We start from the raw sequence: 13,889 nt of genomic DNA on the forward strand, positions 1-13,889 counted from the left end.
ATTCTTTGTGATTTAATTATGTAATAAATGTTATGAAATAGTTAAACACAAGCGGAGGAAATACACGGAGACTCCTGCGGGAACAGTGGCGAGGTCACTGAAAAATTACCATCTTTTTAATCGATTCAAAATCGAATCCCAAATTTCACGGCAATAACCGCCTTGATGTGGGGAGTAACATATACTTTTGCATTTGATTTACACTATAAAGTGGGAAAATAAATTTCCAAAATATGTTTTTCAGCAGCCTCGAACAGTGGCGAATGTGAGACCCCGCAGCGAGGTACGAGCGAGGAGGCTCACGGGTCACCCGCGGAAAGCGTAGTGTAATTCCGGAGCGGTCGCACTTGATTTTTTCTCTACGTCGCATTCTATATCTTTTGTGTGCTAAAATAACCTTTTAGAATACAGTTTTTATGATTGTCAAGGTTGTCAAAAGTAACACTTAGTAGCGTTTCAAGTTTTCCACAGCTATCTGTAGGAGCTTCATTTTTTAATGCGAAGGTTGAGTTAAATTTATGCAAAGGACGATTAAAATGAATCAACAACCACTTGCTTATCGCATGCGGCCAGAACACATAGACGACATCATCGGCCAGGAACAGCTGGTCGCTGAAGGAAAAATACTGAACCGTATGATTCAGGCTGCACGTTTATCTTCCATGATTCTATACGGGCCACCCGGAACTGGCAAGACCTCGATGGCTTTTGCGCTGGCAAAAAGTTTAGATATGCCGGTAAAAATGCTGAATGCTGTTGTTGACAAGAAAAAAGATATGGAAATTGCCGTTGAAGAAGCTAAAATGAGCGGACAAATCGTGTTAGTGCTTGATGAGGTACACAGACTTGATAAAGCAAAGCAAGACTTTTTACTCCCGCACATTGAAAGCAATCGCGTGACACTCATCGGCTGTACTACAAGCAATCCTTATCATTCTATCAATCCTGCAATCCGAAGCCGATGCCATTTGTTTGAATTGTATCGCCTGACGGAAGAAGACATCAAAACAGCGGTAGTCAGAGCTTCCCAAAATGTCCAAAACGGACTCGGCGACCGAAACATCGAATTAACAGAAGACGCGCTAGAGCACTTTGCGTCTGCAGCTAATGGCGACATGCGTTCAGCACTGAACGGTCTGGAACTTGCCGCATCATCCACCCCAGCCGATGCTGAGGGGAAAATAATTATTACGCTAGCTATTGCCGAAGAGTGCATGCAGAAAAAAAGCTTCACCCATGATAAAGACGGGGATGCCCACTACGACGTGCTTTCTGCCTTTCAGAAATCCATTCGGGGCAGTGATGTAGATGCAGCCCTTCACTATCTTGGACGGTTAATTGAAGCAGGTGACCTTGACAGTATCGCTCGCCGCATGATTGTTTGTGCCTATGAAGACATCGGCCTCGCAAACCCGCAGGCCGGGCCTCGAGCAATCGCTGCCGTTGAAGCTGCAGAACGTGTCGGCTTTCCTGAAGCCCGCATTCCATTAGCCTCGGCCATTGTCGAACTCAGCCTTTCACCAAAATCAAATACAGCGTATAAGGCACTTGACCATGCACTGGCAGATATACGGAACGGAAAAAGCGGTGAAGTTCCGGCTCATTTAAAGGACACGCATTACCAGGGCGCTAAAACAATGGGACGAGGCATTAATTATAAATATCCACATCACGACGAAGAAGGATGGGTCAACCAGCAGTATTTGCCGGATTCACTCAAGAACAAACATTATTATCAGCCAAAAAACACCGGTAAATTTGAACAGGCGCTGAAACAGGTATACGATAACATTCAGGCTAAAAAAAATAATAATAGATGATAGAAGTATAAATTCTTTTTCAAACGGTCAGACTATCAATAACGATAAAACAGGCAATTATTCGCCACTTCTCTCCTTTCATACATTGAGTAGGAGAAATCTATGAATAAAAGCCTATATTACGTATCTATTCTGTCTTTTGAACAATCGTTATAACAAATTATAGTTACCGTTATTGAAAAAGGAGTTGAAGCTAGATGACTAAAGTAAGACAAGATGCATGGTCACATGAGGATGATTTATTATTGGCAGAAACAGTTCTGCGACATATCAGAGAAGGAAGCACACAGTTAAATGCTTTTGAAGAAGTTGGCGACAAATTGAATCGAACGTCTGCTGCCTGCGGATTTCGTTGGAATGCCGAAATAAGAAACAAATACACGGATGCCATTGAACTTGCCAAACGCCAGCGAAAGGAAAAGAAGCGCGCAAATGCGGTAAAAGCGAAACAGCCAATCATGCACGTACCGCAAATTGAAGAAAGGCATGAAGAACAGGTGTTCACGGAGGCAGACGTAGAAGGTGCTAAAGTTACAGCAGCGAATGAAGAACATAATACGGGAAACAGAGAGATGCTCACAATGGATTCCGTCATACAATTTTTAAAACAGGTAAAAAAAGACTATCAGGCTTCCAATCAATCAAAGGTATCTGCTGAACAGTTGGAAAAGGAAAATAATTCTTAAAAGATAAAGTGAATGAATTGGAAGAGCAACTGTCAAGCACTGAAAAACATCTAGAATCGCTTCAGGAAGATTATCAAGTATTTATGAAAATTATTGACAGAGCACGCAAGATGACTGTTCTAGATGATCAAGGTTCATTCCAGGCACCATCATTCCGAATGGATAAAAACGGAAACCTTCAGCAAGTTACCGAGGAAGCTTCCAATCAATAAGGGGCACCCAATTTCAACAAGAAACAAGAAACAAGCAGGGAATCGGCTAATAACCGATTCCCTGCTTGTTTGAATTAATGATTATTAATTATGTAACTACTAATCCCAATGGTGCCGTCTGCCTCTAAGTTTTGATCCCGCTCACAGCAGGTGGGTGCCCTGTTCCATGTTTTTTGTACTTCCTGTAGAAACAGGCATGCACGCAACATGAAAACCTATGCGGGCTCCCTTTTATAAAAATTGTTCGGTCAAAACGAATGCTTCAGACGAACACATCAGGATTGTAGCGGCTCATGAACCTTTTTTAACTGTGTTTATAATATAACATACATGGTGTAACTTATCAATATTTAGTTTTAAAAATATACATGGCTAATGTGACAGTTATATAACATTGTCACATTACTTTACTTTTCTTCTCGGATTTGAATGGACAATTCATCAAGTTGTGCCGTACTGACAGTTCCTGGTGCATCTGTCAGTAAATCAGAGGCCGAGGCCGTCTTCGGAAATAGGATTGTATCCCGAAGATTTGATCTACCAGCAAGAATCATAACAATCCGATCCAGTCCCATTGCAATCCCACCATGTGGAGGTGCACCATATTCCAGTGCTTCTAATAGAAAACCGAATTGTTCTTCCGCAGCTTCCTTTGAAAAACCTAGTACTTCAAACATTTTATCCTGCTGTTCCTTTTTATAGTTACGAAGGGACCCCCACCAAGTTCATAGCCATTCAAGACAAGATCATAGGCATTAGCACGGACATCTTCCGGATTCGTATCCAGCTTAGCAAGATCTTCTTCCACCGGTTTAGTGAACGGATGGTGTGCAGCAAAATATCGTTCAAGATCCTCATCATACTCTAAGAGGGGCCAATCAGTTACCCATAGAAAATGGAATTTGTTATCATCAATAAGACCTAATTCGTTTCCAAGCTTGAGCCGCAACGCTCCTAAGCTGTCATGGACAATCGATAATTTGGCATCGGCACCAAACAGAAGTAAGTCACCGTCTTCTACCTCTCCACGACGAATAAGCCCTTTTTTCTCCTCATCGGTTAGGAATTTGGCGATTGGACCACTTAATTCACCTTCATCAGCTTTCAGCCATGCAAGTCCTTTAGCGCCATATATTTTCACAAATTCTGTCAGTTTATCAATTGCTTTTCGCGAATAATTGGCTGCCTGGCCCTTCACATTAAGAAGCGACACTTTTCCGCCAGCATTAAGTGCGTCACTGAAGACCTTAAAGGATGAATCAGCTAATATATCTGAAACCTGAATCAGCTCCATGCCAAAGCGCGTATCCGGCTTGTCCGATCCAAAACGTTCCATCGCCTCATCATAAGACATTTTGGGGAATGGGCGGGGAAGGTCCACATCTTTCACCTTTTTCATCACACTGGCCATCATTTTTTCAGTCATATCCATAATGGCGTCACTTGTCATAAATGACGTTTCAATATCAATTTGGGTGAATTCAGGCTGTCGATCAGCTCGTAAATCTTCATCACGGAAACAGCGAGCAATCTGATAATACTTTTCAAAGCCACTCATCATAATAAGCTGTTTAAACAGTTGTGGTGACTGTGGCAAGGCATAAAATTCCCCATTATGCACACGGCTTGGTACAAGATAATCTCTTGCACCCTCTGGTGTACTTTTTGTCAAAATAGGTGTTTCCATCTCAATAAAACCATCATCATTTAAAAAGTCTCTAACAGCCTGTATGATTTGATGTCTCATTTTAAACGTTTCCTGCAAACTTTGCCTTCGCAAGTCAATATACCGGTACTTCAGTCGCAAATCCTCCGCTACATCTGTTTCCTCTTGGATAAGAAATGGCGGCGTCTTTGCCTTATTCAAGATGTAAGCCTGTGTTGCAAGCACTTCAATTTTTCCTGTTTCCAGCGCCGAATTGACTGTATCCGGGTCACGGGCCACCACTTGCCCATGAATTTCGATAACATATTCACTACGGACAGTTTCGGCTACCTGAAGCGCTTCAGGGGAGCGATCCGGGTTGAACACTACTTGTACAAGTCCAGATTTGTCACGCAAATCTATGAAAATCAGACCGCCCAAATCCCGGCGCCGCTGTACCCATCCCTTCAGCGTTATTTCCTGATCGATGTTCTTTTCACTCAGCGTACCAGCCAATATTCGTTCACTCATTGCTATTTCCTCCTGACAACTTTCCCTGGATATAGGTAATCACCTGTTCCAATGGTATTTGCTTCTGATCACCAGTCTGCATTTCCTTCACGTTTACTAATTGCTTCTGTATCTCACTTTCACCTAAGATTAAGACAAATTTTGCACGATAGCGGTCTGCCGCTTTAAACTGTGCTTTCATTTTTCGGCCTTGATAATCTCTATCAACCTGGATCCCATTCATCCGTAAATCGTGAATGAGTTTAACAGATGCTTGATCAGCTTCATCACCAACCGCTACAAGGAAGCAATCCAAGTCATCGTCTGCCGGAATTTCAATATTCTCAGCTTCCAAAGCCATCAGCAATCGTTCGATTCCCATTCCAAATCCAATGCCTGGTGTTTGTGGACCACCAAGTTCTTCTGTCAGCCCATTATATCTTCCACCACCGGCAAGGGTTGTTATTGCACCAAAACCTTCTGCCTCACTCATAATTTCAAATGCAGTATGGTTATAATAATCGAGACCGCGTACCAGATTTGCATCAACTTCAAAATCAATCCCCATGAGGGTCAGGTAATTTTTCACTTGTTCAAAATACGACTGGGAATACGTATTCAAATGATCAAGAATAGAAGGAGCATTCTCCATTGCAGGATGCTCCCTGTCTGTTTTACAATCAAGAATCCGCAACGGGTTTTGCTCGAGTCGCGTCCGGCAATCATTGCACAATTCATCCTTGTATGGTGAAAAGTGATCCACCAATGCTTGGCGATGACTTTCACGGCTTTCATTATCCCCTAAGGAATTGATGATTAGCTTCAGTGAACGTAGACCGAGTTCCTGATAAACTGACATCGCCAAATCAATAACTTCAGCATCTACAGCCGGATCCGAACTTCCTAGTACTTCAACACCAAACTGATTCAACTGCCGCATTCTTCCCTTTTGCGGGCGCTCATACCGAAACATTGGTGCAAAATAATACAGTTTGACCGGCTGGCTTGGATTGCCATGCATCTTGTGTTCCACAAACGAACGCACAACAGAAGCAGTTCCTTCCGGGCGCAATGTGAGACTTCTTCCACCGCGGTCTTCAAATGTGTACATTTCTTTCTGGACAATATCGGTTGAGTCTCCCACCCCTCGCTGAAATACTTCTGTATGTTCAAACAAAGGTGTCCGTATCTCATGGAAATGGTACCTATTGCAAATATCCTTCATTTTATTTTCAACAAACTGCCATTTAACAGCTTCTTCCGGCAGTATGTCAACCGTCCCTCGTGGAGCTTTCATACTACTCATTCAAATACCCCCTAGATTCTGTATATAGAAAAGACTCCCATCCCTTATAATAATAAGGGACGGGAGCCTGCCCGCGTTGCCACCCTGATTGATGTGTTTAAAACATCCGCTCTTCACAGTTAACGCCTGCAAGACGTCTATACCTACTCCTGTCTCGTTCGATATAGAACCTAAGGAATGTCGTTCATCAGGGCAACATGCGAAAATGGTTTCAGCCTGTGCCATCTTCTCTCTTTACATATGCGGTCTGATTACTTTTTCCCTCACTGGTTATGTTCACGTATTCACCGAATGATTCTTATATTAATGTTTCCTGATCTTGTTGTCAAGTACGGTTAACTTTTTTTTTCAGCTGTTTAACCTCACCAAGTGTAATACCCAATTCTTCAGCAATTTCCATATGTGGAGACTGATCTTCCAATTCCATAAAACGATGAAAATCCGCACCATAAATGCCTTTATTGACAGACGCATTCCATTGTTTTTCGTGAACACGCATCAGCTATTCCTCCTTTTACTGCTTCTAGCTTTGCCGCGGAGGAATCTTTTTATCCCTTTCATGGTAATAATACATAAATGATACCCATCATGGGTCGACTTTTAAATCAAACACATATAAAATAGAAAAAAATGTCCAAATGGAGGAAGTTTTCATTGCATTTAAACAAAGCAGCAATAATCATCCTTGGCTCCTTATATTTTGCATTTGCTCCAACAGTGGAAATAGGTGAGGCCGTTATCAAGACAGACACCTTAAATGTACGATTAGGTCCTGGAATTGATTTTAAAAGGGTAGGAAAAGTTTACAGTGGTGAGGTATATCCGATTCAGAAACAAGAAAATGGTTGGATTCAAATAAAAACCACAGCTCTAACCGGCTGGGTCGCCAGTAGGTACACTGAAGTGAAGCGCAATCCCTTGGATCAGGTGTCATCAAAAAAGAAATCATCAACATTCGATTCAGCACAAAGTAACAAGTCACACACGGTAAATGGTTTGCAGCAGAAAACGATTGTACTCGATGCAGGTCACGGGGGACGAGACAGTGGTGCAATAAGTGCCAGTGGTGCAAATGAAAAGATCTTTACACGTGCAACCGTGCAGAACCTGGAACAATTACTGACGACCCTAGGAGCAAAGGTTATTTTGACGCGTAAGGATGACCGGTTTGTCTCGCTCGCAGGCAGGGCTGCCCTTGCGAACATAGCAGATGCCGATGCCTTTATAAGCATCCACTATAACAGTTTCCCGCAGGCACCAAGTGTCACCGGTACAGGAACCTATTATTACACTGGTCAGGATAAATCACTTGCCCGTTCTGTGCAGAAAGGGATGATCAAGGCAACAGGGGCGGACGACCGCGGGATAAGTGAGGGGGATTTCCAAGTGCTCAGACAAAATACTATTCCGGCAATCTTGGTTGAATCAGGATTTATCTCCAATGCGAAACAAGAACAGCTCTTCTCTTCAAGCATGTACCAAAAACAACTTGCTTCCGGAATCGCCATGGGATTGAACGATTATTTTCTTGCACAGTAAAATAAAGCGGAGGGCACTCATCACCATGCCTCCCGCTATCTGTCTTTCGTGTCCAATATAATTGTTACGGGTCCCGAATTAGTTAATTGCACATTCATCATCGCACCGAATTCACCCGTTTCCACGGCGATACCATGCTGTTCAATCCGTTGATTCAAATAATCATATAAGGAAGCAGCCTGTTCGGGTTTGGCTGCATGTAAATAATTCGGTCGCCTACCCTTTCTTGTATCAGCATAAAGTGTAAACTGAGAAATAGACAGGACTTTTCCACCAGTTTCCTTTAGCGAATGGTTCATCTTCCCATTTTCATCATCAAAAATACGTAAGTTGACCAGCTTATCAGCAAGATAGTCTGCATCTTCTTCCGTATCATCATGCGTGACACCAGCTAAAACCACTAAACCGTAATCAATTGCCCCCGTCTCGGTACCATCAACTGTCACATTTGCATCTATTGCACGTTGAATTACTGCTTTCATTACACCATTTCCCTTCCATTTCGAAAGTGTCTATTGAATTGTCCTTGTTACCGAATAAACATCTCTAATCTGTTTAATACGTTCGACAATCCGTTTTAAATGACCCGTGTTATGAATAAGGATAGTAATTTGGATGACAGCCATTTTATTCCGGTCTGAACGACCATTGACTTGGGTGATATTCGTTTTTGTTTCATTTACCGCCTGTAATACTTCGTTAAACAAACCACGGCGGTCATATCCGGATATTTCCAAATCCACATGATACTGTTTTTTATCAGTATGACTGTCCTCCCATTCAACATGCAGGAAGCGCTGTTTCGCTTCCTCTGTCTGAACATTTGGGCAATCCGCTCTATGAACGGATACCCCCCGACCTTTTGTAATATAGCCGGTAATCGGGTCACCAGGAACCGGATTACAGCATTTGGACAGGCGTACCAAAAGATTATCCACGCCTTCCACTTTGACACCGGAATCCCTTTTCTGCATTTTCTTTGTTGGTGGCTCACTTTTCACTTTTTCAAGTGTTTCTTCCAGGTTTTGCTTTTTCTGATTTGTATTACGAATTTTTTCCGTCAGCCGGGTTGCAATTAAAGCAGCTGTTATTCCCTGATACCCGACAGCAGCATACATATCGTCTTCATTTGTGAAATTGAATCGCTCAAAAACGCGTTTTAAATTATCGTGGGTAAGCACTTCTTTCGGCTCCATACCCATGGAGCGAATTTCTTTTTCAACAGCTTCTTTACCCTTACTGATATTTTCTTCGCGGCGCTGTCTTTTGAAAAATTGTTTAATTTTGCTTTTTGCCTGCGATGTCTGGGTGATTGACAGCCAATCCTGTGATGGTCCATACGAATGTTTGGACGTCATCACTTCCACAATATCTCCGTTCTTTAGCTTATAATCAAGTGGCTCCATTTTCCCATTCACTTTGGATCCAATGGTTTTATTACCCACTTCCGTATGGATGCGGTATGCAAAATCAAGCGGCACTGACCCGGATGGTAGCTCTATGACATCCCCTTTTGGTGTGAACACATAAACCATATCTGAAAACAAGTCAACTTTCAGGGTCTCCATGAACTCTTCTGCATCATGTGTTTCACTCTGCCAGTCAAGAATTTCCCTGAACCATGTCAGTTTCTCCTCAAACGACTTTGTTGCGGAACGTTTGCCTTCTTTATAAGCCCAATGTGCAGCAATACCATATTCAGCAATTTCGTGCATTTCTTTTGTCCGAATCTGCACTTCAAGTGGATCGCCTTTTGGTCCTATAACCGTTGTATGAAGGGACTGGTATAAATTTGGTTTCGGCATAGCAATATAATCTTTAAATCTGCCGGGCATCGGTTTCCAGCATGTATGGATAATCCCGAGGACGGCATAGCAATCTTTAATACTACTAACGATAATCCGCACAGCCAATAAATCATATATCTCATTAAATTGTTTGTTTTGCTTAACCATTTTCCGATATATACTGTATAAATGCTTTGGCCTTCCTGAAATGTCCGCTTCAATATCCACATCTTCCAGTTGATCCTTCACTTGATCAATAACTTCATCAATATACGTTTCTCGTTCGTTTCGTTTTTGTCTCATTAACTGGACAATACGATAATACTGCTGCGGATTTAAATAACGTAATGCAGTGTCCTCCAGTTCCCATTTGATTGTGGAAATTCCGAGACGATGAGCCAGCGGGGCAAATATTTCTAGCGTTTCATTCGAGATTCGGCGTTGCTTCTCCGGTGGTAAATGTTTTAATGTACGCATATTATGCAAGCGATCAGCTAGTTTTATTAGGATGACCCGGATGTCCTTAGCCATGGCTACAAACATTTTTCGGTGGTTTTCCGCTTGTATCGCTTCTTTCGATTTATATTTTATTTTACCGAGCTTTGTGACACCGTCCACGAGCAGAGCCACTTCATTTTCAAACGCAGCTTCTAAGTCTTCAAGTGTCACACTTGTATCTTCAACAACATCGTGCAAGAAGCCGCCCGCAATGGTCACCGGATCCATACCAAGCTCAACAAGGATTCCAGCTACCTGAACAGGGTGGACGATATAAGGCTCACCGGATTTCCGGAACTGATCCTTATGTGCATCCCTGGCGAACGCATAAGCACGGTGAAGGAAATCAATATCTTCCTCTGTCAGATAAGAACCGGCCTTTTCAATTACTTCTTCACTTGTCATTATTCCTTCATTTGCCATATAAAATCACCTGCATTCGCTGGACAAAGTTTTCAACTCCCGAATCCAGCATCTGTACATTTGCGCATCATATCGTTTATGCAGTGTATGCTGGCATTCGCTTTTCTTACTAGTATTAAAAATTTTTTCGGAAATGTAAAGAAAAACACTTCCACACGCTCTTGCATCAATCAAGACGTTGTTTTCACTCATAATAATAGGCCTGACAATCATTGGCCAGACCTTGTTTTAGGGAGATTCAAAAGCTTGTAACTGTCAGCACATCATAACCTTCCAGTTTTTCCGACCCATTCAGGTATGAAAGTTCTACAAGAAATGCACAGCCGACAACAATACCACCTAGTGCTTCCACTAATTGAATCATTGCCTCAATCGTTCCGCCCGTTGCAAGTAAGTCGTCCGTAATCAATACACGCTGCCCGGGTTTAATGGCGTCTTTATGGATTGTGAGAACGTTTTTGCCGTATTCCAGTCCATAGTCGACTTTAATTACTTCTCTTGGTAGTTTACCTTCTTTGCGTACAGGGGCAAAGCCAACTTCCAGCGCATAGGAAACCGGACAGCCAATAATGAAGCCTCTTGCTTCCGGACCGACAACAAGATCGATATTTTTTTGACGTGCAAATGTCACAATTTCATCAACAGCTGTTTTAAAAACTTTTCCGTTATCCATCAATGGGGTAATATCTTTGAACTGTATACCTTCTTTTGGCCAGTCGTCGACGATTTTTATATAATTTTTATAATCCATCAGTCAATTTCCTCCTCAGGCTCTAACCTGCATTCCAAACAATTGGAAAACCACGTTTTTAGTTCATTATATGTTGAATAATAAAGTGTTTTTTCAATTTCAACTCGGTTTAATCGTTCCTGATACTTAGCCGATTCACTTAAATCTTTCTTTAAAGGATTAGCGTTAAGTTTCATTGTACCTTCTTCTATTTTAACAAAATCTAATTCAAAAAACACGTTTGACATAAACAATATTCTATCTTTCGTCCAACCTTTCGCATCCATAACCATTGGCAATTCCTTCTGTAAATGGATGGTTTGCCGTTTGGCCAGGAGTCCATATAGCCATTTAAAGTCCTCTCTCGCTGGAAAAGCTTTCATAAATGTACTATCCTGCAAATAAAAACATACATGAATATTATCCGGTTTAAGATTTTTAACAAGATTCTCCATCACCGTTAAACTGGGTGGAAAATCATATAAAAACAGTGTGTGGATACCTTTTAAGCTGCTAACATCTGTATCATAAGTAACACACACAACATTGCCGGGAAGCTGATTTGCATCAGGTAATTGCTGGAATACCGCGGCATACCCTGTATCTTGCTGTACATACGGCGTGATGTCAAACCCTTTCATTCCACGGTGATCAAACAACTGCCATTCGTCAATTTGCATGTCTTGGATAACCATCTGAACCTTTCTGAAGCCATTCCATTCATTGATATTCAGCTCCCCAACCACCGACAACGGGGTTTGTCGCGACAACTGTTGATAAAGGTTACCTAATCCGAACGCGATGCCATCCAATTTATAATTATCTTTTTGGAATTGTAGCTTTAGATGCTTTTTTCCATTACCAATTTGACGTACGCCCGATGGTATAGCTTTTACGTGGAACACTGGTTTGGGATTGGCCATGCCGAACGGTGCCAGTTGACTGATTTCGGTAACCAATTCTTCATTAATTTCCGGAATGGTTATTGTTTTAGAAATCTCAACTACTTGTGCAAAATCTGCTTTAGAAAGCTGCTGGAAGATCATAGCGTTCAGCTCCTGCTTCAATGTCTGCACATTGCTTAGCGGGAGTGTCATTCCAGCTGCTTGGGCATGTCCACCAAAATGAGTGAAAATATCCCTTATCTCCATGCAGGCTGAGAATAAATCAAAAGCGGGTATGCTTCTAGCCGATCCTTTCACTTCACCATTTTCAGGAAAAATAGACAACACGATTGCCGGACGGTCGTATTTCCGTACAAGATTGGACGCCACAATCCCTAATACTCCCTGATTCCATCCCTCTTTGGCAACAACGATAACGCCTTGATCGTTTACCGGACTTGCCATATTTTCCGCTTCTTTGACGATTTCACTTACTATACTCTTTCGCTCCAGGTTGATTTCTTCCACCATGCCGGCTATACGGGCTGCATCATCCGTGTCGTCAGCCATCAATAGCTGAACGGCCAGGTCTGCATCCTGTAATCTGCCTACTGCGTTAAGTCTGGGTCCTATGGAGAAACCGACATCATCTTCAGTGACATGACCTTGTATACCGGATTCATTCTTTATCGCAATTATACCGGGCCTCGATGTGGTCGTTAATTTTTGCAAACCGTAATGGGCAATAATTCGATTTTCACCAAGTAACGGGACTAAGTCTGCAATAGTACCAATTGCTGCCAGATCAAGCAATTGCTTTGGAAAATAGCCAAGCAGACTTTCGGAAAATTTGAGTGCTACTCCAGCCCCCGCCAATTCCTTAAACGGATAATCCGGCGAGCATTTTGGATGTACAATCGCATAGGCATCCGGAAGCTCAGCCTGTACTTCATGGTGGTCAGTAATAATCAAATCAATTCCTAATCTTTTTGCGACTTCCGCTTCATGAACGGAAGCAATCCCTGTATCCACAGTAACAATTAATCGAAAGCCGTTTTCATAAGCTGCACGAAAGGCTGCTTCATTCGGGCCGTATCCTTCTGTGAAGCGGTTTGGTATATAATAATCACAGTCAGCTCCAAGATTCTGAAGTGTTTCCATCATTATGGTGGTTGAACTGACACCATCTGCATCATAGTCGCCATACACAAGAATCTTTTCCTCTACTTCGATCGCTCTATGTATACGGTTGGTTGCCTTCTGAATATCTGATAACCATTCCACATTATATAATTGTGCTAAATCAGGTGATAAAAATTTCTTAGCATCTTCGTTAGACTTTATCCCCCGCTGCATTAACAATTCACTGATGAGCGGTGAGAAGTTACCGATATCAAAGTCCACCGGCCTTGTTATTGTTTCTGGAAAGTTCCATTTCATCTTGCTCTGTAGCATGTACTCACCCCTGACCAATATAGTATACAGGAGATTGGTCTCGTGAGCAATTAGGTTTCGCTACCAGATTGTTTTTCAATGGAATCGTCTTCTTCGGATTCTGTTATTTGTTCAGATTCATCCACACCATGTTCCTTCAGGATGGATCTTAAGCGATTACACTCTGCCTGTAATGCCTTGTGTTCGCGCTGCTGCCGAATTATTTTCACAACACCTGCTGATGCTGTAATGATACCTCCCATTAATACGGAAAATAAAATAACAAGTATAAGCGGGGCCTTCCCAATTCCCAATAGATAATTGACCTCTACCGGACTGACGTTCGCGACAGCAAAAACGGCAACAATAATAACAAAAATAATGGCAAGAATAACATAGGATTGCCATTTCACAG

The 13,889-nt window shown here is 42.2% G+C and carries 9 protein-coding genes, 1 other RNA gene, 2 pseudogenes and 1 other annotated feature; of the genes and pseudogenes, 3 read left to right on the forward strand and 9 right to left on the reverse strand.

Going from position 1 to position 13,889, the window contains the following annotated elements; all coding sequences use genetic code 11:
* The first annotated feature begins 536 nt into the window (after window positions 1–536).
* Together FFL34_RS02195 and FFL34_RS02200 are read left to right on the forward strand one after the other, a co-directional pair.
* Window positions 537–1,820, forward strand: a complete 1,284-nt coding sequence (locus tag FFL34_RS02195) for a replication-associated recombination protein A (RefSeq protein ID WP_138600940.1) — start codon at window positions 537–539, stop codon at window positions 1,818–1,820.
* A gap of 197 nt (window positions 1,821–2,017) precedes the next feature.
* Window positions 2,018–2,718, forward strand: a pseudogene (locus FFL34_RS02200) (RsfA family transcriptional regulator).
* Window positions 2,719–2,816: 98 nt separating this feature from the next.
* Here FFL34_RS02200 and ssrS read toward each other — a convergent pair.
* The 4 genes and pseudogenes from ssrS to FFL34_RS18115 all read right to left on the reverse strand — a co-directional run bounded on the left by ssrS (window position 2,817) and on the right by FFL34_RS18115 (window position 6,678).
* Window positions 2,817–3,003: non-coding RNA, 6S RNA (gene ssrS / locus FFL34_RS02205), on the reverse strand.
* A gap of 122 nt (window positions 3,004–3,125) precedes the next feature.
* Window positions 3,126–4,894, reverse strand: a pseudogene (aspS, locus tag FFL34_RS02210) (aspartate--tRNA ligase).
* The gene (gene hisS / locus FFL34_RS02215) at window positions 4,887–6,170 is read right to left on the reverse strand and encodes a histidine--tRNA ligase (RefSeq protein ID WP_138604645.1); all 1,284 of its coding nucleotides are present in this window, start codon (window positions 6,168–6,170) and stop codon (window positions 4,887–4,889) included. Before hisS ends, aspS begins: the two are co-directional and overlap by 8 nt.
* A gap of 61 nt (window positions 6,171–6,231) precedes the next feature.
* Window positions 6,232–6,455, reverse strand: a binding site (T-box leader).
* A gap of 49 nt (window positions 6,456–6,504) precedes the next feature.
* Window positions 6,505–6,678, reverse strand: a complete 174-nt coding sequence (locus FFL34_RS18115; RefSeq protein ID WP_171046244.1) for a hypothetical protein — start codon at window positions 6,676–6,678, stop codon at window positions 6,505–6,507.
* Between the two features lie 155 nt (window positions 6,679–6,833).
* On the opposite strand from FFL34_RS18115, the gene FFL34_RS02220 reads away from it, so the two are divergent.
* The gene (locus tag FFL34_RS02220) at window positions 6,834–7,718 is read left to right on the forward strand and encodes an N-acetylmuramoyl-L-alanine amidase (protein WP_171046245.1); all 885 of its coding nucleotides are present in this window, start codon (window positions 6,834–6,836) and stop codon (window positions 7,716–7,718) included.
* 35 nt (window positions 7,719–7,753) lie between these two features.
* Here FFL34_RS02220 and dtd read toward each other — a convergent pair whose 3' ends face one another.
* The 5 genes from dtd to FFL34_RS02245 form a co-directional block, all read right to left on the reverse strand.
* Window positions 7,754–8,200 carry a D-aminoacyl-tRNA deacylase gene (gene dtd, locus FFL34_RS02225; protein WP_138600944.1) on the reverse strand — a complete coding sequence of 149 codons (447 nt, stop codon included), beginning with the start codon at window positions 8,198–8,200 and terminating at the stop codon, window positions 7,754–7,756.
* Between the two features lie 30 nt (window positions 8,201–8,230).
* Window positions 8,231–10,426 (reverse strand): RelA/SpoT family protein, encoded by a 2,196-nt coding sequence (locus FFL34_RS02230; RefSeq protein ID WP_138600946.1) that lies wholly within the window; start codon window positions 10,424–10,426, stop codon window positions 8,231–8,233.
* A 238-nt stretch (window positions 10,427–10,664) separates the two neighbouring features.
* On the reverse strand, window positions 10,665–11,177 hold the full coding sequence (locus tag FFL34_RS02235) for an adenine phosphoribosyltransferase (RefSeq protein WP_138600948.1): 513 nt from the start codon (window positions 11,175–11,177) through the stop codon (window positions 10,665–10,667).
* Window positions 11,177–13,495, reverse strand: a complete 2,319-nt coding sequence (gene recJ, locus FFL34_RS02240; protein WP_138600950.1) for a single-stranded-DNA-specific exonuclease RecJ — start codon at window positions 13,493–13,495, stop codon at window positions 11,177–11,179. The genes FFL34_RS02235 and recJ overlap by 1 nt, the downstream gene beginning before the upstream one ends.
* 50 nt (window positions 13,496–13,545) lie before the next feature.
* The gene (locus tag FFL34_RS02245) at window positions 13,546–13,887 is read right to left on the reverse strand and encodes a LapA family protein (RefSeq protein ID WP_138600952.1); all 342 of its coding nucleotides are present in this window, start codon (window positions 13,885–13,887) and stop codon (window positions 13,546–13,548) included.
* Between the last annotated feature and the right edge of the window lie 2 nt (window positions 13,888–13,889).

This window comes from Lentibacillus cibarius, from assembly GCF_005887555.1.
In the GTDB taxonomy this organism is placed as follows: Bacteria; Bacillota; Bacilli; order Bacillales; family Amphibacillaceae; genus Lentibacillus; species Lentibacillus cibarius.

Excerpts from the sequence above, each read along its gene's own strand:
- FFL34_RS02195 (WP_138600940.1), top strand. The coding sequence starts at position 537 with ATGAATCAACAACCACTTGCTTATCGCATGCGGCCAGAACACATAGAC.
- hisS (WP_138604645.1), bottom strand. The coding sequence starts at position 6,170 with ATGAAAGCTCCACGAGGGACGGTTGACATACTGCCGGAAGAAGCTGTT.
- FFL34_RS18115 (WP_171046244.1), bottom strand. The coding sequence starts at position 6,678 with ATGCGTGTTCACGAAAAACAATGGAATGCGTCTGTCAATAAAGGCATT.
- dtd (WP_138600944.1), bottom strand. The coding sequence starts at position 8,200 with ATGAAAGCAGTAATTCAACGTGCAATAGATGCAAATGTGACAGTTGAT.
- FFL34_RS02230 (WP_138600946.1), bottom strand. The coding sequence starts at position 10,426 with ATGGCAAATGAAGGAATAATGACAAGTGAAGAAGTAATTGAAAAGGCC.
- FFL34_RS02235 (WP_138600948.1), bottom strand. The coding sequence starts at position 11,177 with ATGGATTATAAAAATTATATAAAAATCGTCGACGACTGGCCAAAAGAA.
- recJ (WP_138600950.1), bottom strand. The coding sequence starts at position 13,495 with ATGCTACAGAGCAAGATGAAATGGAACTTTCCAGAAACAATAACAAGG.